This is a genomic window from Bradyrhizobium ganzhouense, from assembly GCF_049949285.1.
Classification (GTDB): Bacteria; Pseudomonadota; Alphaproteobacteria; order Rhizobiales; family Xanthobacteraceae; genus Bradyrhizobium; species Bradyrhizobium ganzhouense.
This window is the reverse complement of the sequence record NZ_CP181318.1, coordinates 8,543,326-8,564,923: the sequence shown is the minus strand read 5'-3', so window position 1 is coordinate 8,564,923 and position 21,598 is coordinate 8,543,326. Positions and strand designations below refer to the sequence as shown.

The following is a 21,598-nucleotide window of genomic DNA, read 5'->3' as shown; positions in this document are numbered from 1 at the left end:
AATGCAAAAGGGCGGCCGAAAGGCCGCCCTTTTTGCTTTGTGGCACGCGCGCGAACCACACGCTCAGTGTCGTCCCGGCCTAGTGCGCAATTGCGCACGGGGGGCCGGGACCCATACCGCGTGATCTATCGAGGGAATTCAGTGCACGTACCGGCGAAGAAGGGATCACTGAGAATCTTCGCCAAACCGCTTCCTGTGGTTATGGGTCCCGGATCTGCGCTCCGCTTCGCTGCGCTTGTCCGGGACGACAGTCAGGCCTTGAAATACGCGATCTGCGTGGTCGTCGCGAGCAATCTGCCGTTCGGCGACCACAGCTCCGCGTTTTGATCGGCGTAGCTCTTATGCATGATTTTCGAGTCAGCCGTCGCCAGCACACGCGTGATGTCCTCGGCCGCGAGCTCTTCCGCGTCCGTGTGAAAATACGTCGTCAGCGACACCGTGCCGAACGGCACCAGCTCGCGCCTTGCGTGGAAGATGCGGCCGAAGAAGGCGTCCGACATCGACATCAGCGACGGCATGTCGAGCTTGCGCGGCTCGCGATCGCTGATCCAGATCTTTGAATAGGTGCTGGCGAGCTCCGCCTGCGGCGGGCCGAGCCGCATTTCTCCCTCGACGAAGCGGAATTCGTACTGGTTGGCCCAAGATGCCTTGATATTGGGGAACGGTAGCGTCTGTTCGAATGGCTTGGCGTCGGGATACTGCGCTACCCGGTGTTCCCAGGACGGCCGGCGCTCGGCGAACACCGCCGTGGCAAGCGTCGCGACCTCGCCGCCGCCCTGCGACAGTTCGACGCTCCAGTGCTGGCTGGAGCGGTTGGCCTTCACCAGCCGCAGGTCGAGATCGAACGGGCCCTTGGCGATCGGCGCGCAGTAATTGACGGTGAGGGCGAGCGGGTCGCCGGCGCGTTGCGGATGCTCGATCAGCGCGCGCAGGATGGTCGCGGCCGTGGCGCCGCCGAACGGGCCGACAAAGGCCCAATAGTCGTCGCTGGTGTGCCCCTGCCAGCTCGAGTCACCCGCGGTGATGCGGGTGGCGTCGTCGAAGGGGTGCGGAAGCTTGGCGTGCATGGTCATGTCCGGCTTTCAATGATGGACGTCATATCACGTCCGACGCCGGCTTGTGCAATTACCTCTGGCGTAGCCGATTTCACGCTGCGGAAAAATCAGCTCGCCGCGTCGCGTAGGGTCTCTGCCGCCTGGAATGGCGGCGTGATCGGATTGACGGGCACGTTCCAGATTTCCTCGGCATATTCGCGGATGGTGCGGTCGGACGAGAACCACGCCATGCGCGCGACGTTGAGGATGGACGCGCGAGTCCAGGCCGGCGCCACCTGCCAGCGCGCGTCGATCGCACGCTGCGCCTCGTAGTAGGAATCGAAATCGGCGCTGACCATGTAATGGTCGAGATAGCGCAGCGCATGCGCGATGGATTCGAAGCGGCCGGGATCGCCGGGCGAGAATTCGCCGGCGCCGATCGCATTGATGGCGCGCTGAAGCTTCGGCGAATTGCGGATCACGTCGGAGGCATCCAGCCCCTGCTTGCGCTTGATCATCACGTCGCCGGCCTCCATGCCGAAGATCGCGATGTTCTCGACGCCGACCTGGTCGCGGATCTCGATATTGGCGCCGTCGAGCGTACCGATGGTGATGGCGCCGTTGAGCGCCAGCTTCATGTTGCCGGTGCCGGAGGCTTCCATGCCGGCGGTGGAGATCTGCTCGGACAGGTCGGCAGCGGGGATGATGATCTCGGCGAGGCTGACATTGTAGTCGGGCAGGAAGGCGACCTTCAGCTTGCCGCCGATGGCGGGATCGTTGTTGACGACCTCGGCGACGTCGTTGATCAGCTTGATGATCAGCTTGGCGTAGCGGTAGCTCGCGGCAGCCTTGCCGGCAAAGATCTTCACCCGCGGAACCCAATTGCCGTTCGGATCGTCCTTGATCGACTGATACAGCGCAACCGTCTCGATGACATTGAGGAGCTGGCGCTTGTATTCGTGGATGCGCTTGATCTGCACGTCGAACAACGCGGTCGGGTCGACCTTGATGCCGAGCCGCTCGCCGATCAGCCGCGCCAGCGCCGTCTTGTTGTGAAGCTTGACGGCGCGGAATTTCTTCTGGAATTCGACGTCGCTGGCGCGCGCCTCGATCAGCGAGAGCTGCGTCGGATCGTCGAGCACGGCCTCGCCGCAGGTCTCGCGCAGGAGGTCGGTGAGCTTCGGGTTCGCCAGCATCAGCCAGCGGCGGAAGGTGATGCCGTTGGTCTTGTTGGTGATGCGGCCGGGATAGAGATGGTTGAGATCGTGGAATACGGTTTCGCGCATCAGATCCGAATGCATCGCCGAGACACCGTTGATGCGGTGCGAGCCGACAAAGGCGAGCTGGCCCATGCGGACGCGGCGGCCGCTCTTCTCGTCGATCAGCGAGACCGAGGCGCGGAAGTCGATGTCGCCGGGGGCGCGTGCTTCGGCCAGCGCGAGATGCTGGACGTTGATGCGGTAGATGATCTCGAGATGCCGCGGCAGCAGCCGCTCGAACAGCTCGACCGGCCAGGTCTCCAGCGCTTCCGGCAGCAGCGTGTGATTGGTGTAGGAGAGCGTGGCGACCGTGATCTTCCAGGCCTCGTCCCAGCGGAAATTGTGGAGGTCGACGAGGATGCGCATCAGCTCGGTCACAGCGAGGCTCGGATGCGTGTCGTTGAGCTGCACCGCGACCTTGGACGACAGGCTGCGCAGCTGGCCGTCGGAGGCAAGATGCCGCTTGATGAGATCCTGCAGCGAGGCGGAGACGAAGAAATATTCCTGACGCAGGCGGAGCTCGCGGCCCGCCGGGCTCTCGTCGTTCGGATAGAGGAATTTGCAGATCGCTTCCGCGCGCGACTGCTCGGCGCTGGCGCTGACATAGTCGCCCTTGTTGAAGGCATCGAGCTTGAGCGGATCGGGCGAGCGCGCCGACCACAGCCGCAGCGCATTGACGTGCTGGCCGCGCCAGCCGACGATCGGCGTATCATAGGCAATCGCCTGCACGGTCTCGCCCGGATGCCAGATCGCGCGGTCGCGGCCCTTGTCGTCGACATGCTCGACGCCGCCGCCGAAATTGATGTCGTAGATCACTTCGGGCCGCTGCAATTCCCAGGGGTTGCCGAAGCCGAGCCATTCGTCGGGATATTCCTGCTGCCAGCCCTGATTGATGATCTGGCGGAACAGGCCGTAATCGTAGCGGATGCCGTAGCCGATCGCGGGGATCGACAGCGTCGCCATGCTCTCCATGAAGCATGCGGCGAGGCGGCCGAGGCCGCCATTGCCGAGCGCCGCGTCCGGCTCGCATTTGCGCAGCTCAGGCAGCGACACGCCGAGATCGCCGAGCGCGACCTCGAAGATCTTCAAGAGGCCCATGTTGTTGAGCGCATCGGTGAAGAGGCGGCCGATCAGGAATTCGAGCGAGAGATAATAGACGCGCTTGCGGCCCGCGTCGTAGCTGCGCTTCTCGGCCGTGAGCCAGCGATGCACGATGCGGTCGCGCAGCGCCAGCGCCGCGGCCTGGTACCAATCGTGCCTGGTCGCCATGCCCGCATCCTTGCCGATGGCAAGGCGCAGCTTCGCCAGGATCGCGCCCTTGATCTCCGACAGCGCGAGTTCGTCGATGGGCTGGCCGGGGGCGGGGAAATTTGGCTGGAACGATTGATCTTGCAAGGCCGTCACTTCCTGGTCGGGAGAACACCACTAAACCCTACGCGTCTTGCCCCTGCACCGGAACCATCCCTGGCGCGGCCGTGCACTGCGCTGGCGTAAAATTATGCAAGGAACGGGCCGGTTTGGGAACCCGCGGCAGCACGAGGGAACGCCGATGTGGTGCTAGAATGGGCGCAGATTCAGCCATCACTGTGGAGGAGACGTCCCATGAGACTGCTGATCGAAATCGCCGCCGCAGCGCTTCTTGTCATCTGCATCGCCACCTCCAGCGCCGCTTTCGCCGCCGGAAAACGCAGCGCCGACGGTCTCAGCTGCGGATTCTCGGTCCCGCAGAACGCGTCTCCCGCCGCGCGCTGCGCCGCCATCAAGCGCCAATGCGGCGGCAAGTTTTATGCGAGCGCGTGCGGGGATCGGTTGATGTCGGCGGCGAATTGAGGGGGCGGCGAAGCGAGACTGCCACCACATCGTCGTCCTGGCGAAACTTATGGCGGGTCACTCTCGACGAGATTTATTCCTTCGTCGCTGAGCGCCATCATGACCGTTTCGATGTCTTCGGGCGTCATGGTGGTTGATGGCAACAAGTTGTTGAGCTGATCGAATGTGACGACACCTGCCGGGCGGCCTAGCTCCAGTGCCTTTCGGATTGCATCCTGCAGTCTCACGTGTAGGTCCTCCAACAAACCCTTCTACTAAGAGGGAAGACTCTCGAGCTTGTATTTTGGCTCTCCGGAACAAATTAAGAACGCTTTAGCAAGTCTTTGATATATCATTGTGATTCGGCGCATTGCCGACACAATATCTAGGGTCTGACAGCCGTCGCGAGGACTACATGTCCACTATTGCCTTCGATCAATTTGCCCTCACGCGGATCGCCGATTTCGCGCGGTCGCTGTCGCGGCTGCACCAGGCGGCGCGGCGCTATGCCGTCGACGACGACCAGTTCGACCGCGAGTTCAACGCGGTGTGCCAGTCGATCTGGGGCTATACCATCGACGACATCAGCGACGATCTGTTCGCGCCCGAGGACCATCATTTCCTCGACACGCTGGACGAAGCGCATGCGCGCATCTTCGCGGCCGAGCAGGGCTACGACCTCGTCAGCGAGACGGGCATGCTGACCGACTGGTGGGGCTTTTGCTGGATGATCCTGGCCGAGAAGCGCGGCCTGCTGACGGCTGAAAACCGCGCTGCCGCGCGCGCGGCGATCGAGGAGAAATATCTGGCGGCGCCGAATGTGATCGGGGTGATTATCGGGCGGTGACAGTCTCGTGCCCCGGGCGCAGCCCAGCACGTCAGTGATGCGCTGCTGAACCGGGGCCTATTCTCGCTTTGGGTCCCGGCTCTGCATCGCGTCACTTCGTGCCGCGCCGCGTCCGGGACACGAGAGATTGGCCTTAATCCAACCCCGCGCGCTTCTCCGATTTCGCTTGTGTCTTCGGCACCGTGACATCCGGCAGTGTCTCACGCACGATCTCGGCTGCCGGCGCATCGGCCGCCACCGTGTCCGCACGCACCGGGGCCACCTTCATTTCGCCGAGCCGGGCGCGGACCTGCGCAGTGAGGCCGGGATAGGAGGCGACCGGGGTGAATTCCGCGGTCTGCTCCATACCGAGGCGAACGCCGGTATAGGCGACCAGCCCGTCGGTGGTGGCGATGACGTCACCGGCTTTCAGTGACGAGTCCAGCGTCAAATCGACCGGGGCGAGCCCGGCCGGCTCGCGGCCGTTGCAGGTGCAGTCCGCGCGCAGCGCCTTGCGGTAGGCGAACGCGTTCTCGCTGTCGGCGTAGCGCTCGCCGGTCTGCGAATAGGCGCCGTCGATGCTGGAGCCGAAGAAGACTTTTGTGGCTGTGGCAGGACAGAAGGCCTGACACATCTGCGCCGGCGAGGCGAGGCCGCGCATCAGCGGAAAATATTTGCCGTCACAGCTGCGCACGCAGAACGCTGGGCCCGAGCCGCCGGCCGCGGCCGTGCGGGTCGGCGGCATCTCTTGCGGTTGCACCGCCTGGTTCTGCTGACTGGCGAAGGGATCGACGAAGGAATTCGCCTGTTGCGGCACGTCGCGCCGAGGCCGCTGCTGCTGCATTCCGCCGAAGAAGAAGTCGAACAGGCCTTCGGCCGAAACCGGGGCCGGGGCTGCGAGCAGCGGCGCTGCGAGAGCGGCGGCCACAAGTATCGCGCGACGCCGCTGGCGCGCATGGGACACAATCGTAGGCAACACGCTACTCCACCCGACGCTACTGAACCGGCCTCGACCGCAGGGGTCTCAGCACATGATTCACCATAAAACGGGATGGTAAATGAGCCGTTGAGCAGAGGCGGTTTCAAGTCGAGGCAGTGACCTCTTTAAGGCCGGGCACAGCTTCTGACGGATGGTGGCTTCCGGGTAACGCCCGGGCATGACCGCGGAAAATTTTGCGGCCTCAAGCCTTCAAAAATTCTGACGCCTTGTAGAGCGAGCGGAACGGCAGGCCGGCCGCACCAAAGGTGTCGGTGGCGCCTTCCTCGCGGTCGACCATAGTCAGCACCAGCACGACTTCGGCGCCGGTCTCGCGCACGGACTCCACGGCCTTCATCGCCGAGCCGCCGGTGGTGGTGACGTCCTCGACGATCACGACGCGCTTGCCGTCCAGCGTTTCGCCTCTGGGCAAGCCCTCGATTGCCAGCTTTGCGCCGTGCTCCTTCGGCTTCTTGCGCACGAAGAACGCCGCGATCGGATGGCCCTTGATCCAGGAGATCTGCGCCAGCGCGCCGGCCAGCGGCACCGCGCCCATCTCGAGCCCGCCGATGAAATCGAGATTGTCGTCCTTCAGCGTCTCATAGGTCAGCTCGGCGAGCAGCGTCGCGCCCTCGGGGTCGAGCATGGTCGGCTTGAGGTTGAAATAGAAATCGCTCTTGCGGCCCGACGCGAGCGTCACCTCGCCCCGGCCGAAGGAGCGGCGGCGGATGATTTCGAACAGGCGGGCGCGGGAGGCTGATTTCGACACGGCGGTCCCTCGGGGGCGTTCTTGAAGGTGGCGGAATTTATCCGCGACGGCGGTGACATTCCAGAGGGGGCGCCCCCAGTCAACAGGGATCGGCCATCCCGGTCCGCCGGTTGTGGGGGTGCAACTTTCTGGAGTAGGTGGATGCCCGAGATCTCGGGCAAGAAACTGGGCGAGAAACTGGGGAAGGAAACAGGCAAATGATCATCGAGCTGCACACCTGGAACACGCCGAACGGCCGCAAAATCTCGGTCGCGCTGGAGGAAATGGGGCTGCCCTACAAGGTGGTCCCGGTGAACATCACCAAGGGCGAGCAGATGGCGCCGGAGTTCCTCAAGCTCTCCCCGAACAACAAGATCCCGGCGATCCTCGACCCCGAGGGGCCGGACGGCAAGCCCGTCGGCATCTTCGAGTCTGGCGCGATCCTGCTCTATCTCGGCGAAAAGACCGGAAAGTTTCTGCCGAAATCGCTCGCGGGCCGCATCCCCGTCTACGAATGGCTGATGTGGCAGATGGGCGGTTTCGGGCCGATGCCGGGCCAGGTGCACCATTTCATCGCGCTCGAGAACGAGCAGGACCGCGCCTACGGGTTGAAGCGCTACATGGCCGAGACCCGCCGGCTCTACGGCGTGCTGGACCGCCGCCTCGATGGCCGCGATTTCGTCGCCGGCGATCTCTCGGTCGCCGATTTTGCCATTCTGGGCTGGGCCTGGCGGCATCCGCGCCACAAGGTCGAGCTAGCCGACTTCCCCAACGTCAAGCGCTGGTACGACGCCCTGATGGCGCGCCCGGCGGTGAAGCGGGGGATGGAGGCGAAGCTGGATTGAGGTTTCATCTTCTCCCTCTCCCCGTTCTTACGGGGAGAGGGTTGGGGTGAGGGCATCTCTCCGCACGTGAGATCGATGCGAGACCTGTACCCCCTCACCCGGAATCCGCGCTACGCGCGAATTCCGACCTCTCCCCGCAAGCGGGGAGAGGTGAAAAGACCCTCACACCTTCCGCGCTTCCACCGCCATCCTGACCGCAAGCCCGGCGAGCACCGTGCCCATCAGCCAGCGCTGCACCAGCATCCAGCTTGGTCGGCTCGCCAGGAACAACGCGATCGATCCGGCCCCAAGCGCAATCATCGCATTGACGCTGACGCTGAGCGCAATCTGGATCACGCCCAGCACCACCGACTGCGTCAGCACGCTGCCGGCCGTGGGATCGATGAACTGCGGCAGCAGCGCCAGATACAGCATCGCGATCTTCGGATTGAGCAGATTGGTGACGAGCCCCATCGCAAACAATTTGCGCGGGCTGTCGATCGCGAGCTTCTTCACCTGGAACGGCGAGCGCCCGCCCGGCTTCACGGCCTGCCAGGCGAGCCACAGCATGTAGCCGGCGCCGGCGAAGCGAAGCGCGTCATAGGCGAAGGGAATCGCGAGCAGCAGCGCCGTGATGCCGAACGCCGCGCACAGCATGTAGAACACGAAACCGAGCGCGACGCCGCCGAGCGAGACGATGCCGGCCGCCGGTCCCTGCGTGATCGAGCGCGAGATCAGATAGATCATGTTCGGCCCGGGCGTGAGCACGAGACCAAGGCAGACGAGGGCGAAGCCAAGCACGGCGGAGGTGTGGGGCATGAGCGAACCGATGCGGGGGATGCACCGGTTCTAATATGCGTGGCGCTGTGGAGCCATCGCGCAATTGCACGGAGGACAATTCAATGCGGCCGCCCGGTCGTGAACGCGAACCAGAGTGCGATCGCGACCAGAGCCAGGGCGAATATGCGCCCCACGATCCTGCGATTGTTGGCGACATCGATGGTCGATTGCAGGGAACCTGCGAGTGCGACGATCACCGCATGGATCAAGGTGGCGATCGCGACATAGATGACGCTGAGCACCAATGTCTGCGTGATCACGGGGCCGCCGTCGGCACGAACGAATTCCGGCAGCACGGCCGCGTAGAACACGGCGGCCTTCGGATTGAGCAGATTGGTGATCAGGCCGCGCCGGAAGGCAGGCCATGGCCGTTCGTCGGTGCTATCGGTTGCGCCAGGTGACGTTTTCTCCGTGCCCGACCATGCCTCCCAGGCGAGCCACAGCAAAAAGGCGACCCCGCCCCACCGCAGCGCATCATAAAGCAGAGGCGAACTGTCGATCGCCGCCGCGAGGCCGAACGCAGCGATCAGGCCGTAGGTCATCAGCCCGAGCGCAATGCCGGCAACGGCCGCAAAGCCGGTGCGCATCCCGCTCGAGAGCGACAGCGCAGCCAGATAGGTCATATTGGGGCCGGGAGTGATCTCGATGACCAGCGAGGTCAGAACGAAGGCGAGCATCGGACTGAAGTTACTCACGCGGCTCGTCTTCGCGCCAGATCCGGTCGTGAGGCATCAATGCGCCTCGTCCCAGTTCGCCGCCGCGCGGGCATCGACGTGCAGCGGCACCGACAGCAGCACGGCCGGGAACGGCGCATCCTGCATCACGTGCTGCACGACCGGGAGCGTCTTCTCGACTTCCGCGTCCGGCACCTCGAAGATCAATTCGTCGTGCACCTGCAAGAGCATCTGCGCCGAGAGTTTCTTCTCGGCGAGCGCGTCCTCCACGCGCGTCATGGCGCGGCGGATGATGTCGGCGGCGGTGCCTTGAAGGCGCGCGTTGATCGCGGCACGCTCGTTGAAGGCGCGCACCGAGGCGTTGGAGGCCTTGATGTCGGGGTAGTGGCACTTGCGGCCGAACAGCGTGGTGACGTAGCCGTGGCTGCGGCAGAAATCCCGCGTCTCGTCCATATAGGCGCGGATGCCGGGGAAGCGCTCAAAGTATTTCTTGATGTAAGCGGATGCTTCCTCGCGCGCGATGCCGAGCTGGTTGGCGAGGCCGAACGCCGAGATGCCGTAGATGATGCCGAAATTGATCGCCTTGGCGCGGCGGCGGATCTCGCTCGGCATGCCATCGATCGGCACGCCGAACATCTCCGACGCCGTCATCGCGTGAATGTCGAGCCCGTCCTTGAAGGCCTGCTTTAGCACGGGAATGTCGGCGATCTCCGCCAGCAGCCGCAGCTCGATCTGCGAATAATCGGCGGAGACGAGCTTGTGGCCCGGCGTCGCGATGAATGCACGGCGAATCTTGCGGCCGTCCTCGGTGCGGACCGGAATGTTCTGCAGGTTCGGCTCGTTCGAGGACAGCCGGCCTGTCGTGGTCGCGGCCAGCGCGTAGGTCGTGTGCACACGATGGGTCTGCGGATTGACATAGGTCGGCAGCGCGTCGGTGTAGGTCGATTTCAGTTTTGAAACCTGCCGCCACTCCAGAATCTTTCGTGGAAAATCGTGGCCCTGCTCGGCGAGCTCGTCCAGCACCTGCGCGGTGGTCGACCACGCGCCGGTCTTGGTCTTGGTGCCGCCTGATAGCCCCATCTTGCCGAACAGGATGTCGCCGATCTGCTTGGGGCTGCCGACATTGACCGGCTCGCCCGCGATCTCCTGGATCTCGGCCTCGACCCGCGCGGCGGTCTGGGCGAAGTCGCCGGAGAGACGTGACAGCACCTGGCGGTCGATCGAGATGCCGCGCCGCTCCATGCGCGCAAGCACCGAAACCAGCGGCCGCTCCAGCGTCTCGTAGACGGCGGTCATGTGCTCGGCGACGAGGCGAGGCTTCAACACGCGCCAGACGCGCAAGGCGACATCGGCGCTCTCCGCCGACAGCGGCGCGGCCTTGTCGATCGGCACCTGGTCGTAGGTGATCTTGCCCTTGCCGCTACCGAGCAGCTCGCTCTCCTTCAGCATGGCGTGGCCGAACCAGCGCTCGGATAGCGAGTCCAGCTCATGCGAGCCGCGGCCGGCGTCGAGCACGTAGGAGATCAGCTTGGCATCGTCAGCGTTGCGCAAGGTAATGCCGTGCTGTGCGAGCATCACGGCGGCGAACTTGACGTCGAAGCCGATCTTGAGAATGCCTGCCGATTCCAGCACCGGGCGCAGTGCGTCGATCGCCTCAACGTGCTTGACCTGATCTGGCGCGAGGCCTGCGTCGAACAGGCCCGCCCCACCGCCGGACTGCTTGTGCGCCAGCGGCACATAGCAGGCCTCGTTCGGCGCCAGCGCCAGCGCGATGCCGCAGAGATCGGCCTGCATCGGATCGATGGAGTTGGCCTTGATCTCGATCGCGACATGGCCGGCGTCATGGATGCGCGCGATGAAGGCGTTGAGCTCGGCGAGCGTCTTGATGGTCTGGTACTTCGCACGGTCGACCGGCAGGTTGCGCAGCGCCTCCTCGCGCGCCGCGGCCAGCGAGATCGGCGCGCCCTTGAGGCTCACCGATTTGTCGCCCTTGTCGCCGCCCTTTGCGGGGACCGCAGGAGCCGCGAAGAGATCGCCTGATGTCTCGGACGATTTTGCCTTCGCGCTGTCGCCGCCTCTCGCCCCGCTGCTGTTGCTCGCATCGGCATCGACATTGGCAGGATCGATCTGCGAATAGTCGGCGACGCGGCGCGTCAGCGTGGTGAATTCCATCGCCTTCAGGAAGGCGATCAGCTTGCGCGCATCCGGTTCGTGGACGGCGAGGTCATCGAGCGGCACCTCCAGATCGACCTTGTCGTCGAGCAGCACCAGTTGCCGCGAGACCCGCGCCTTCTCGGCATTCTCGATTAGGGCCTCGCGCCGCTTCGGCTGCTTGATCTCGGTGGCCCGGAACAGGAGTTGTTCAAGATCACCATATTCCACAATCAGCTGCGCCGCGGTCTTGATGCCGATGCCGGGGACGCCAGGCACGTTGTCGGTGGAATCGCCGGCCAGCGCCTGCACCTCGACCACCTTCTCCGGCGGCACACCGAACTTCTCGATCACCTCGGGGATGCCGATGCGGCGATCCTTCATGGTGTCGTACATCGTGATCTTGTCGTTCACGAGCTGCATCAGATCCTTGTCGGAGGACACGATGGTCGTGTGGGCGCCGCGGTCGCTGGCCTGCCGCGCATAGGTCGCAATGAGGTCGTCGGCCTCGAAGCCGCCCTGCTCCAGGCAGGGCAGGTCGAAGGCGCGCACGGCCTCGCGGATCAGCGCGAATTGCGGGATCAGATCGTCAGGCGCCGGCGGCCGGTGCGCCTTGTACTCGGGATAGATCTTGTTGCGGAAGGTGACTTCCGACTTGTCGAACACGATCGCCAGATGCGTCGGCCGATTGTCCTCGGGCATGTCGCGCAAAAGCTTCCACAGCATGTTGCAGAAGCCGAGCACCGCATTGACCTGCAAGCCGTCGGACTTTCGGTTCAGCGGCGGCAGCGCGTGATAGGCGCGGAAGATGTAGCCGGAACCGTCGACCAGGAAGATGTGGTCGCCTTTGCCGGCCGCCTTCGCCGCGACCGGTTTGGCAGCAGCTGTCGCAGCAGCGGATTTGGTGTCGGCTTTGGCGGAGGTCTTCGGGGATGTTTTGGGCGAGGTTTTGGGCATGGCCGCAATGTATGAATTTTTGCGAGTTTTGACAGCCGTGGGAGGAGGATTTTTGCCCGCAGCCCACACCTCATCGTCGTCCCGGCCTAGTGCGCAATTGCGCACGGGGGCCCGGGACCCATAACCACAGGGTGCAATTTTGCGAAGACCGGCAGTTAAGCGATCGTGCCGCGGTACCGAGACCGCGTTTCATCGAAAAATCACGCGGTATGGGTCCCGGCCCCCCGTGCGCAATTGCGCACTCGGCCGGGACGACACTGTGGCTACTCCGCCGCCTGCAACACCGGCCCGGCCTTCTTCGGCGCGATCCAGAATGCGTCGGGCCGTTCGAACAGGAAGTCGGCGTGCAGCCGCAGCGCGGCCCGCCAGATCGCCAGCGATCCGAGCACGCCGACGATGGTCACGATCAACGACACCGTTCCGATGTCAGAGATGATTCCGGTGTGCAGCAGCAGCGTGCGTGTCGCTGCCATCGGCAGGAAGAAGGCGAGATAGATCACGATCGAATGCTCGCCGCAGAAGCGCAGGAAATTGCACCAATGCATGCGCGCAAGCAGCGTGCCGATCGTGATGATCGCACACGCACCGGCAAAGCCGAGCAGGAGCGATACGATCTTCCATTCGCTGGCACCGAATGCGACGAGGCCGGCATTGACCAGCGCCCAGCTCGCGAGCACTGCGAGCGCCAGCGCGGGATGGCTGCGCGCGCGATCCGACAGCGTGAACACGTATGGCGCAAACAGATAGCCCGAATAGAAGTAGACGAAGCGCGCACAGAACTCGTCGATCGCGGTCCAGCCGGTCGCGATGCGCGCCGTCTCCAGCGCGGCCGCCACGAGCCAGATCGCGGGTGCCGGGATTCGTCGTGTCAGTTTTGTGACGACAAAGAAAATCGGCAGCAGATAGATGAACCACAGCGTGCCGAACGGCTCGATGAAGGATTCCAGATACAGCAGGCCTGCGTCGCGCCAGCTGGTTTCGGCCGCGAAAGCAGGTGCTTTGAAGCCGAACTGGATTGTCACCCAGACGACATAAAAATAAGCGAAATGCACCACCTTGCGGTCGAGATAGGTTCGCCAGTCCCGATCGATCACCAGCGGCAGGAACAGGCCCGAAATCAGGAAGAAGTCCGGCATCCGGAACGGCTTTGCGAAGGCCACCAGGACATGCATGAAACCGGTCTCGCCAGCGGCGAGCTCGACCCCCAGCACCGAATGCATCATCACGACCATGACGATGCAGATGCCCTTGGCATAGTCGACCCAGTCGACACGCGCGGCGGCCGGGCCCCTGGTGCTCTCGCTCGCGGCGATTGTGCCTGATGATGCCATGGTGTCTCGTTTCGAGGCGTGTTCCGCCCGGTCCTGTGCGGGCGTGGGGCAGTGTGGGGCTTTGTGGTTTCCGACTTCTTTACCGGTACAAATCGCGTGCCGGTTTTGGAGCGCGGGCTCTTCCTTCCCGACGGGAAAATGCTAAACCGCCCCAAGTTGGGGTTTCGTTAACCAAGCTAAAGCAGGGATTTTCATGCGCATCGCGATGATCGGCACGGGTTATGTGGGACTGGTGTCCGGAGCCTGCTTTGCTGATTTCGGTCACGACGTCATTTGCGTCGACAAGGACGAGAAGAAGATCGCGGCGCTTCATCGCGGCGAGATCCCGATCTACGAACCAGGGCTCGACGAGCTGGTCGCGACCAATGTGAAGGCCAAGCGCCTGAGCTTCACCACTGACCTGTCGAAGCCGGTCGCGGATGCCGATGCCGTGTTCATCGCGGTCGGCACACCTTCGCGTCGCGGCGATGGCCATGCCGATCTCTCCTACGTCTACGCTGCCGCCAAGGAGATCGCGCAGTCGCTGTCCGGCTTCACCGTCGTCGTGACGAAGTCGACCGTGCCGGTCGGCACCGGTGACGAGGTCGAGCGCATCATCCGCGAAGCCAATCCCAAGGCCGACGTCGTGGTCGCTTCCAACCCCGAGTTCCTGCGCGAGGGCGCGGCGATCCGCGACTTTAAATTCCCCGATCGCGTCGTCGTCGGCACATCCGACGAGCGCGGCCGCAAGGTGATGGGCGACATCTACCGTCCGTTGTCGCTGAACCAGGCGCCGCTGATGTTCACCGCGCGCCGCACCGCCGAGATGATCAAATACGCCGCGAACGCGTTCCTCGCGACCAAGATCACCTTTATCAACGAGATCGCGGACCTCTCGGAAAAGGTCGGCGCCAATGTCCAGGAGGTCGCGCGCGGCATTGGCCTGGACAACCGCATCGGCACAAAATTCCTGCACGCCGGTCCGGGCTTCGGCGGCTCCTGCTTTCCGAAGGACACCAAGGCGCTGATCAAGATCGCGCAGGACTACGATGTCTCCTTGCGCATCGTCGAATCCGTGCTCGCGGTCAACGAGAACCGCAAGCGCGCGATGGCGCGCAAGGTCAGCCAGGCGCTCGGCGGTAGCTTGCGCGGCAAGACCATCGCCGTGCTCGGTCTCACCTTCAAGCCCGACACCGACGACATGCGCGACGCGCCGTCGATTCCGCTGGTGACAGGCCTCCTCGACATGGGCGCGAAGGTGAAGGCGTTCGATCCGGTCGGCATGGAGCAGGCGAAGGGCGAGCTGCCCAGCATCGCCTATTGCGAGGACGCCTATTCCTGCGCGCAAGGCGCCGATGCGCTGGTCGTCGTCACCGAATGGGTGCAATTCCGTGGTCTCGATCTCGACCGGCTGAAGAGCGTCATGGCGCAGCCCGTCGTCGTCGACCTCCGCAACATCTTCAGCCCCGAAGACATGGCTGCCGCCGGCTTCACCTATGAGAGCATCGGCCGCCCTCCAGTCCAGGGCTGATAGCTACATATGATTGTCATACCCCGCGAAGGCGGGGTATCCAGTACGCTAGGATCTTCGGAATGGCCGGGATCCGAGATGACTGGATCGTCCGCCCCGGCGCGCAATTGCGCACACGGCGGACGATGACGGACCGAGACTTTTGCCCCGCAACTTCGACACGCCCCTTCCGATCGATGCCGTGCTCGACGATCTCTCGCGCACGCTGGAGACGCACAACGCCGCCGTGCTGGTCGCTCCTCCGGGCGCCGGCAAGACCACGCGAGTGCCGCTGGCGCTGCTCGATGCGCCCTGGACCAAGGGCAAGAAGATCATCGTGCTGGAGCCGCGGCGCATTGCGGCCCGCGCCAGCGCCGATCGCATGGCCAAGTCGCTCGGCGAGCGTGCCGGCGAAACGGTCGGCTATCGCGTCCGCTTCGGCTCGAAGATTTCGCGGGCCACACGCATCGAGGTCGTGACCGAAGGCATTTTCACGCGCCAGATCCTCGACGATCCCGAGCTCTCGGGCGTTGCCGCCATCCTGTTCGACGAATTCCACGAGCGCTCGCTCGACGCCGACATGGGCCTGGCGCTGGCGCGCGATGCGCAACTCGGCTTGCGGGAAGATCTGCGCATCCTGGTGATGTCGGCAACGCTCGACGGCGCCCGCGTCGCAAAGCTGCTTGGCGATGCGCCCGTCGTCGAGAGCGAGGGCCGCGCCTTTCCGGTCGAGACCCGCTATCTCGGCCGCAAGGCGGATGCGCCGATCGAGCGTCAGATGGCGGACGCGATCGCGTCGGCCCTGCGTGCCGACGGCGGCTCGGTGCTCGCCTTCCTGCCGGGCGCCGCCGAAATCCGCCGCACCCAGAATTTCCTCGGTGAGCGCGTGCAGGACGCCAGCATCGAGATCGTGCCGCTGTTCGGCGCGCTCGACGCCGCCGTGCAGGACCGCGCCATCGCGCCGGCGCCCAAGGGCACGCGCAAGGTCGTGCTCGCGACCTCGATCGCCGAGACGTCGCTCACGATCGAAGGCGTGCGCATCGTCGTCGATTCCGGCCTCGCCCGCGTGCCGCGCTACGAGCCGGACATCGGCCTGACCCGGCTCGAGACTGTGCGCGCCGCGCGTGCCGCAGTCGACCAGCGCCGCGGCCGCGCCGGCCGTACCGAGCCCGGCGTGTGCTACCGGCTCTGGGACGAGCCGCAGACGGCGTCGCTTGCGCCCTACACCCAGCCGGAAATTTTGAGCGCCGACCTCTCCTCGCTGGTGCTCGATCTCGCGCAATGGGGCGTGGCCGATCCGGCGGCGTTGTCGTTCCTTGATCCCCCGCCGCAGCCTGCGTGGAAGGAGGCAAAAAACCTGCTCTCCGAGCTCAACGCGCTCGATGGCGACGGCCGTATCACAGCCGAAGGCAAAAGCCTGCGCGCGCTGGCGCTGCCGCCGCGGCTGGCGCGCATGATCGTGGATTCGCATCGCGCAGGTAGCGGCGAAGAAGCGGCCGAGATCGCGGCCATCCTCACCGAGCGTGGGCTCGGCGGCGACGGCGCCGATCTCGAGCACAGGCGCGACCAGTTCCGCCGCGACCGTTCGCCGCGGGCGGCAAGTGCGCGCGATCTGGCGCGGCGCTGGGCCTCGCAGGTCGCCGCGTCCGAGAAGCCGGGACAGCAGGAGGATCTCTCGACCGGCCTGATGCTCGCCTATGCCTTCCCGGATCGCGTCGCGCGCAACCGCGGCAATGGCAGTTTCGTGCTCGCCAATGGCCGCGGCGCCGCGGTGGAGCAGACGTCCTCGCTCGCCCGCGCGCCCTATATCGCGATCGGCGAGATGACGGGGACGGCTGCGAGCGGCCGCATCCTGCTCGCCGCGCAAATCGCCGAGGACGACATCGAGCGGCATTTCGCCGAGCATATCGACACCGCCGACGAGATCTCCTTCGATCGTGGCGCCATGGCGCTGCGCGCGCGGCGCAAGCGCGTGCTGCATGCGATCACGCTGTCCGAGGCCACGCTTGCGGTGTCGCCGTCGGAGGAAACTGCGCGTATCTTCGCCGATGGGCTGATCGCTGCCGGCCTCGACCGGCTGCCCTGGTCGAAGGCCGCCAAGCAATGGCGCGACCGCGTCATGTTCCTGCGCAAGGCCGAGGGCGATAGCTGGCCTGATCTCTCCGATGACGGGCTGATCGCGCGGCGCGACGATTGGCTGGTGCCGGCGCTCTACGACAAGATCGCGCTCAAGGACATCTCCGCCGGTGATCTCTCCGACGCGCTGATGGCGCTATTGCCGTGGGAGATGCGTGCGCGGCTGGAGCGCGAGGCGCCGACGCACTTCGAGGCGCCCACGGGCAGCGTGCTCGCGATCGACTACGAGGCGGAGCAGGGGCCGACCATCGCGGTGCGCCTCCAGGAATTGTTCGGCCTCAACACCCATCCGTCGATCGCCGCCGGCAAGGTGCCGCTGGTGCTGGAACTGCTATCGCCGGCGCAGCGCCCGGTGCAGGTGACGCGCGATCTCCCCGGTTTTTGGCGCGGCAGTTACGCCGCGGTCCGCTCCGACATGCGCGGCCGCTATCCCCGCCATCCCTGGCCCGAAGATCCGGCAAACGCACTGCCCACCCGGCGGGTCAAGCCGCGCGGGACGTGAGAAATCACGCCCCGCCATTAACCGTACGCTCATCCTTTTCGTCAAAATGACACCTGCTCTGCCGTGGCGGCGCTCCCGGACGGGCGTGCCGCGTGGTGAAATCGAGCTTTCGGCCCGGAAGTGGTGTGATGCGTAACATTATGATCATCGCGGCCGTCATGATCGGCCTCGGCACTTTCATGGCGCAGATGGCGGACAAGATGAGCTCCGCGTCGGCCACGTCAGCGCCGCATACGACGGTCGCGCTTGCGGCCACGGCGCCGGCCGGCGGCCGCAGCCTCAACATTCCCCGCGACGGCCGTGGCCACTTCCAGACCGAAGGCCGCATCGACGGCCAGCGTATCGGCTTCATGGTCGACACCGGCGCCTCCGTAGTAGCGCTGAACGAGACCTCGGCCGCCCGCTTCGGCCTGCGTCCCTCGCGTAGCGACTACAACGCCACCGTCACCACCGCCAACGGCACCATCAAGGCCGCGCGCACCCGCATCGCCATGCTTGATGTCGGCGGTCTCATCGTGCGCGATGTCGACGCCATGGTGTTGCCGGACGAGGCGCTGTCGGAGAATCTGCTCGGCCTCTCCTTCCTGTCCCGCCTGAAGCGTTTTGAATACGCCAACGGCCTGATGGTGCTGGAGCAGTAAATCCGAGCGGATTGCGGCCAGATAGTTTCGATATTGTCCTGAGCGAGCCCGCGGCAGGTCGCGTTTCCCGTTACCAAACTGCCGCAATTATCAGCCATAAGCTGCCATTCCCGCCTTCCGCTGCGGCCCGGCATTCGCTAAGGCTGCACCAATTCCTGCCTATTTCACGAGACCGTCTCAATGTTTCCCAAGCCGAAATCCGTGCTTTTGCCCAACACCTACGCCTTCGAATCCGAGCCGATGGTGAAGCCCACCGGTTTTCGCGAATACGACGCGCGCTGGCTGTTCCAGAAGGAAATCAACCTCATGGGCGTGCAGGCGCTCGGCATGGGGCTGGGCGCGCTGATCGCGGAACTCGGCGTCAGCCAGGAGATCGTTACCGGGCATGATTTCCGCGGTTATTCGGCCTCGATCAAATATGCGCTGATCTCCGGCCTGATGGCGGCCGGGTGCAAGGTGCACGACATCGGCCTTGCGGTGACGCCGATGGCCTATTTCGCGCAGTTCGATCTCGACGTGCCCTGCTGCGCCATGGTCACGGCCTCGCACAACGACAACGGATGGACCGGCGTGAAGATGGGCGCCAACCGCCCGCTGACCTTCGGCCCCGACGAGATGACGCGCCTGAAGGAAATCGTGCTCAACGCCGATTTCAAGAACAAGGCCGGCGGCTCCTACCAGTTCCACGAGAACTATCCGGCACGCTACATCGCCGACCTCACCAACCGTCCGAAGCTCAAGCGCAAGCTCAAGGTCGTCGCGGCCTGCGGCAATGGCACGGCCGGCGCGTTCGCGCCGCAGGTGCTGGAAGCCATCGGTTGCGAGGTGATTCCGCTCGACACCGAGCTCGATCACACCTTCCCGAAATACAATCCGAATCCGGAAGACATGGAGATGCTGCACGCGATCCGCGACGCGGTGCTGCATCACAAGGCCGATGTCGGCCTCGGCTTCGACGGGGACGGCGACCGCTGCGGCGTGGTCGACAACACCGGCGAGGAGATCTTTGCCGACAAGGTCGGCGTGATGCTGGCGCGCGACATGTCGGCGATCCACAAGGACGCGCAGTTCATCGTCGACGTGAAGTCGACCGGCCTGTTCATCACCGATCCAATTCTGCAGAAGCAGGGCGCCAGGACTGCTTACTGGAAGACCGGCCATTCCTACATGAAACGCCGCACCAACGAGACCGGCGCGCTCGCGGGCTTCGAGAAGTCCGGCCACTTCTTCTTCAACAAGCCGTATGGACGCGGCTATGACGACGGTCTCGTCTCAGCGATCGCGATCTGCGACATGCTCGACCGCGCGCCCGGCAAGTCGATGGCCGATCTGAAGAACGCGCTGCCGAAGACGTGGTCGTCGCCGACCATGTCGCCGCATTGCGCCGACGAGGTGAAGTACGGCGTCATCGACCAGGTCGTGAAGCACTTCGAAGGCTTGCAGGCCAAGGGCGCCAAGATCGGCGGACAGTCGATCCGCGACCTCGTCACCGTCAACGGCGTGCGCGTCACGGTCGAGGACGGCAGCTGGGGCCTGGTGCGCGCCTCTTCGAACAAGCCTGAGCTCGTGGTCGTGGTCGAGAGCCCGGTCTCCGAGCGGCGCATGCACGACATGTTCGAGATGGTGAACAGCGTGCTGCGCACCCATCCCGAAGTCGGCGAGTACAATCAGACGATCTGATTGGAAGCCACGAAGAAGGTTTGCTCCCTCGCCCCGTTCTTACGGGGAGAGGGTGGGGGTGAGGGGCCTCTATCCACACGTGAGATCGTCGAGGGACCTGTACCCCCTCACCCGGATCGCACCGGACGACGCTTCGCATCGCCGAGGCGATCCGACCTCTCCCCGCAAGCGGGGAGAGGTAGGCAGCTCCTAAGCCGCGACCACCGCCGGGATCGGCAGCGCCGTGACCGACTTGATCTTCTCCATCGCGAAGCGCGAGGTGACGTTCTTCAGCGGCACGGCGCTGATCAGCTTCTTGTAGAAGATGTCATAGGCATGCATGTCCGCGACCACGACGCGGAGCATGTAGTCGACGTCGCCGGCCATCCGGTAGAATTCCATCACCTCGGGCATGGCGCTGACCGCTTCGGCGAATTTCTTGAGCCAGGCGTCGGAATGATCCGAGCTCTCCACTGACACGAACACGGAGATGCCGAGCCCGATCTTGTTCTGATCAACCAGCGCCACCCGCTTCAGGATCACGCCGTCGGCCTCAAGGCGCTGGATGCGCTTCCAGCAGGGGGTCGACGACAGTCCGACACGGTCGCCGATTTCGGCAACGGACAGGGAGGCATCGTCCTGGAGCACCATCAGGATCTTGCGGTCGATGGCGTCGAGGCGGCGGCTGGTCTCGGGGAGTTGGACAGCGAGATCGGTCATTTGAAGAACTTTGTTCCAATATGAGGGCTAGTTTCCGTCATATAGAGAAAAATCTTCTCCCGCAAGTCTATAATCTCGGCGTCCCTGCAGAATGGCTCTAAAGCCTGTTTCGCAAAAGCTCTTCAACTTCAATGCGTTGCGGGGCGGCGAGGCCGCCGCCATGGCGCGTGCATTTCAGCGCTGCGGCAGCCGCGGCGAATCGCAGCGCCTCACGTACCTTGCCGCCCTCGGCGAGGCGGAGCGTGAAGGCGGCCTGGAAGGCGTCCCCGGCGCCGAGTGTATCCACCGCCTCGACCGGAAAGGCCGGCGTCTCCTCGAGCGCGCCCGTCTCGTTCAGCCAGATCGTGCCGCGCGGGCCTCGGGTCGCGGCGAGGAAGGCTGGCGTGAGCTGGGCCAGCCGCTTCAGCGCCTCGCCATCGTCGGCGATGCCTGCGGTTTCCTGCACCTGATCGCTCGAGAACAACAGATGCGAGGCGGCCGTGAGCAGGCGGTCGGTCAGCGCCATCGCGCGGTCGACGCCGACGATGACGGCAATGCCACGCCGGCGCGCCTCGGTGCAGAGATCAATGCAGAACGAGGCGCAACGGCTCTCGACGAGGACAGCCTGACAATCGGCCAGCAGTTGGTCGGTATCCGGCAGCTTCACGCTCCACAGACCGGGATCGCGATAGATCGTGAGCGTGCGCTCGCCGGAGGGTTCGATCATGATCGCCGAGACCGGCGTCATCAGCCCCGGCATGCGAACGATGTGCGAAGTCGCGATGCCTTCGGCGGCCATCAAGTCGAGGATGAAGTTGCTCGACGTCTCTCGCGCATCGCCCATCGGTCCTGCAAAGGCAGCGCGGCCGCCGAGCCGGGCAATCGCAATCGCTGCATTAAGCGCGTTGCCGCCGCAGATCTCCGCGAGATGCGTCGCGTTGGCTTTGGTGCCGCGCGCAGGCACGGCCTCGACCCGAAAGGTGAGGTCGCGCACAGGAATGCCGATGCAGGTGATGCGCGGCGCGATCCCAGATGCAGCCATC

The 21,598-nt window shown here is 64.6% G+C and carries 18 protein-coding genes; 7 read left to right on the top strand and 11 right to left on the bottom strand.

Features of this window, described 5'->3' with window-relative positions; all coding sequences use genetic code 11:
* Positions 1–251 precede the first annotated feature (251 nt).
* Together ACLFLU_RS39845 and ACLFLU_RS39840 are read right to left on the bottom strand one after the other, a co-directional pair.
* A complete protein-coding gene (locus ACLFLU_RS39845) occupies positions 252–1,067 on the bottom strand; it encodes an acyl-CoA thioesterase (RefSeq protein WP_426410083.1) in 816 nt (271 codons plus the stop codon).
* Between the two features lie 95 nt (positions 1,068–1,162).
* A complete protein-coding gene (locus tag ACLFLU_RS39840; protein ID WP_426410082.1) occupies positions 1,163–3,688 on the bottom strand; it encodes a glycogen/starch/alpha-glucan phosphorylase in 2,526 nt (841 codons plus the stop codon).
* Positions 3,689–3,895: 207 nt separating this feature from the next.
* Between ACLFLU_RS39840 and ACLFLU_RS39835 the strand changes: the two genes are divergently transcribed.
* Entirely contained in the window at positions 3,896–4,123 is a 228-nt protein-coding gene (locus ACLFLU_RS39835) for a hypothetical protein (protein WP_426410081.1), read from the top strand.
* A 47-nt stretch (positions 4,124–4,170) separates the two neighbouring features.
* Here ACLFLU_RS39835 and ACLFLU_RS39830 read toward each other — a convergent pair whose 3' ends face one another.
* Entirely contained in the window at positions 4,171–4,350 is a 180-nt protein-coding gene (locus ACLFLU_RS39830) for an RNA polymerase sigma factor region1.1 domain-containing protein (protein ID WP_426410080.1), read from the bottom strand.
* 167 nt (positions 4,351–4,517) lie between these two features.
* Between ACLFLU_RS39830 and ACLFLU_RS39825 the strand changes: the two genes are divergently transcribed.
* The gene (locus tag ACLFLU_RS39825) at positions 4,518–4,949 is read left to right on the top strand and encodes a hypothetical protein (protein ID WP_212303426.1); all 432 of its coding nucleotides are present in this window, start codon (positions 4,518–4,520) and stop codon (positions 4,947–4,949) included.
* A gap of 133 nt (positions 4,950–5,082) precedes the next feature.
* Here ACLFLU_RS39825 and ACLFLU_RS39820 read toward each other — a convergent pair whose 3' ends face one another.
* The gene (locus ACLFLU_RS39820) at positions 5,083–5,904 is read right to left on the bottom strand and encodes a DUF2865 domain-containing protein (RefSeq protein ID WP_426410079.1); all 822 of its coding nucleotides are present in this window, start codon (positions 5,902–5,904) and stop codon (positions 5,083–5,085) included.
* A gap of 205 nt (positions 5,905–6,109) precedes the next feature.
* Positions 6,110–6,673 carry an orotate phosphoribosyltransferase gene (gene pyrE, locus ACLFLU_RS39815; RefSeq protein WP_234683441.1) on the bottom strand — a complete coding sequence of 188 codons (564 nt, stop codon included), beginning with the start codon at positions 6,671–6,673 and terminating at the stop codon, positions 6,110–6,112.
* 197 nt (positions 6,674–6,870) lie between these two features.
* Here pyrE and ACLFLU_RS39810 point away from each other — a divergent pair, with 197 nt between their 5' ends.
* Complete coding sequence (locus ACLFLU_RS39810) at positions 6,871–7,497, top strand: glutathione S-transferase family protein (protein WP_426410078.1); 627 nt, start codon at positions 6,871–6,873, stop codon at positions 7,495–7,497.
* A 162-nt stretch (positions 7,498–7,659) separates the two neighbouring features.
* On the opposite strand, the gene ACLFLU_RS39805 is transcribed toward ACLFLU_RS39810, so the two are convergent.
* The 4 genes from ACLFLU_RS39805 to ACLFLU_RS39790 all read right to left on the bottom strand — a co-directional run bounded on the left by ACLFLU_RS39805 (position 7,660) and on the right by ACLFLU_RS39790 (position 13,429).
* A complete protein-coding gene (locus ACLFLU_RS39805) occupies positions 7,660–8,295 on the bottom strand; it encodes a LysE family translocator (protein WP_426410077.1) in 636 nt (211 codons plus the stop codon).
* 80 nt (positions 8,296–8,375) lie between these two features.
* Entirely contained in the window at positions 8,376–8,993 is a 618-nt protein-coding gene (locus ACLFLU_RS39800; RefSeq protein ID WP_426414173.1) for a LysE family translocator, read from the bottom strand.
* Between the two features lie 54 nt (positions 8,994–9,047).
* Entirely contained in the window at positions 9,048–12,098 is a 3,051-nt protein-coding gene (gene polA, locus ACLFLU_RS39795) for a DNA polymerase I (RefSeq protein ID WP_426410076.1), read from the bottom strand.
* 263 nt (positions 12,099–12,361) lie between these two features.
* Positions 12,362–13,429 carry an acyltransferase family protein gene (locus tag ACLFLU_RS39790; RefSeq protein ID WP_426410075.1) on the bottom strand — a complete coding sequence of 356 codons (1,068 nt, stop codon included), beginning with the start codon at positions 13,427–13,429 and terminating at the stop codon, positions 12,362–12,364.
* 193 nt (positions 13,430–13,622) lie between these two features.
* Between ACLFLU_RS39790 and ACLFLU_RS39785 the strand changes: the two genes are divergently transcribed.
* The 4 genes from ACLFLU_RS39785 to ACLFLU_RS39770 all read left to right on the top strand — a co-directional run bounded on the left by ACLFLU_RS39785 (position 13,623) and on the right by ACLFLU_RS39770 (position 19,877).
* Positions 13,623–14,939 carry a UDP-glucose dehydrogenase family protein gene (locus ACLFLU_RS39785; protein ID WP_426410074.1) on the top strand — a complete coding sequence of 439 codons (1,317 nt, stop codon included), beginning with the start codon at positions 13,623–13,625 and terminating at the stop codon, positions 14,937–14,939.
* 142 nt (positions 14,940–15,081) lie between these two features.
* Entirely contained in the window at positions 15,082–17,556 is a 2,475-nt protein-coding gene (hrpB, locus tag ACLFLU_RS39780; protein ID WP_426410073.1) for an ATP-dependent helicase HrpB, read from the top strand.
* Between the two features lie 128 nt (positions 17,557–17,684).
* Entirely contained in the window at positions 17,685–18,197 is a 513-nt protein-coding gene (locus tag ACLFLU_RS39775) for a TIGR02281 family clan AA aspartic protease (RefSeq protein WP_426410072.1), read from the top strand.
* 180 nt (positions 18,198–18,377) lie between these two features.
* Positions 18,378–19,877 (top strand): phosphomannomutase/phosphoglucomutase, encoded by a 1,500-nt coding sequence (locus ACLFLU_RS39770; RefSeq protein ID WP_426410071.1) that lies wholly within the window; start codon positions 18,378–18,380, stop codon positions 19,875–19,877.
* A gap of 189 nt (positions 19,878–20,066) precedes the next feature.
* Here the strand turns inward: ACLFLU_RS39770 and ACLFLU_RS39765 are convergent, their stop codons facing one another.
* Together ACLFLU_RS39765 and ACLFLU_RS39760 are read right to left on the bottom strand one after the other, a co-directional pair.
* Positions 20,067–20,576: an Lrp/AsnC family transcriptional regulator gene (locus ACLFLU_RS39765; RefSeq protein WP_426410070.1), complete on the bottom strand. Its 510-nt coding sequence runs from the start codon at positions 20,574–20,576 to the stop codon at positions 20,067–20,069.
* 97 nt (positions 20,577–20,673) lie between these two features.
* Positions 20,674–21,597: a sugar kinase gene (locus ACLFLU_RS39760; RefSeq protein ID WP_426410069.1), complete on the bottom strand. Its 924-nt coding sequence runs from the start codon at positions 21,595–21,597 to the stop codon at positions 20,674–20,676.
* Position 21,598 lies beyond the last annotated feature (1 nt).

What these genes read in the sequence shown, in the direction of transcription:
- ACLFLU_RS39785 (WP_426410074.1), top strand. Translation starts at nt 13,623, where the DNA reads ATGCGCATCGCGATGATCGGCACGGGTTATGTGGGACTGGTGTCCGGA.
- ACLFLU_RS39770 (WP_426410071.1), top strand. Translation starts at nt 18,378, where the DNA reads ATGTTTCCCAAGCCGAAATCCGTGCTTTTGCCCAACACCTACGCCTTC.
- ACLFLU_RS39790 (WP_426410075.1), bottom strand. Translation starts at nt 13,429, where the DNA reads ATGGCATCATCAGGCACAATCGCCGCGAGCGAGAGCACCAGGGGCCCG.
- ACLFLU_RS39775 (WP_426410072.1), top strand. Translation starts at nt 17,685, where the DNA reads ATGCGTAACATTATGATCATCGCGGCCGTCATGATCGGCCTCGGCACT.
- ACLFLU_RS39800 (WP_426414173.1), bottom strand. Translation starts at nt 8,993, where the DNA reads ATGCTCGCCTTCGTTCTGACCTCGCTGGTCATCGAGATCACTCCCGGC.
- polA (WP_426410076.1), bottom strand. Translation starts at nt 12,098, where the DNA reads ATGCCCAAAACCTCGCCCAAAACATCCCCGAAGACCTCCGCCAAAGCC.
- ACLFLU_RS39805 (WP_426410077.1), bottom strand. Translation starts at nt 8,295, where the DNA reads ATGCCCCACACCTCCGCCGTGCTTGGCTTCGCCCTCGTCTGCCTTGGT.
- ACLFLU_RS39810 (WP_426410078.1), top strand. Translation starts at nt 6,871, where the DNA reads ATGATCATCGAGCTGCACACCTGGAACACGCCGAACGGCCGCAAAATC.
- ACLFLU_RS39765 (WP_426410070.1), bottom strand. Translation starts at nt 20,576, where the DNA reads ATGACCGATCTCGCTGTCCAACTCCCCGAGACCAGCCGCCGCCTCGAC.
- ACLFLU_RS39825 (WP_212303426.1), top strand. Translation starts at nt 4,518, where the DNA reads ATGTCCACTATTGCCTTCGATCAATTTGCCCTCACGCGGATCGCCGAT.
- ACLFLU_RS39835 (WP_426410081.1), top strand. Translation starts at nt 3,896, where the DNA reads ATGAGACTGCTGATCGAAATCGCCGCCGCAGCGCTTCTTGTCATCTGC.
- ACLFLU_RS39845 (WP_426410083.1), bottom strand. Translation starts at nt 1,067, where the DNA reads ATGCACGCCAAGCTTCCGCACCCCTTCGACGACGCCACCCGCATCACC.
- ACLFLU_RS39760 (WP_426410069.1), bottom strand. Translation starts at nt 21,597, where the DNA reads ATGGCTGCATCTGGGATCGCGCCGCGCATCACCTGCATCGGCATTCCT.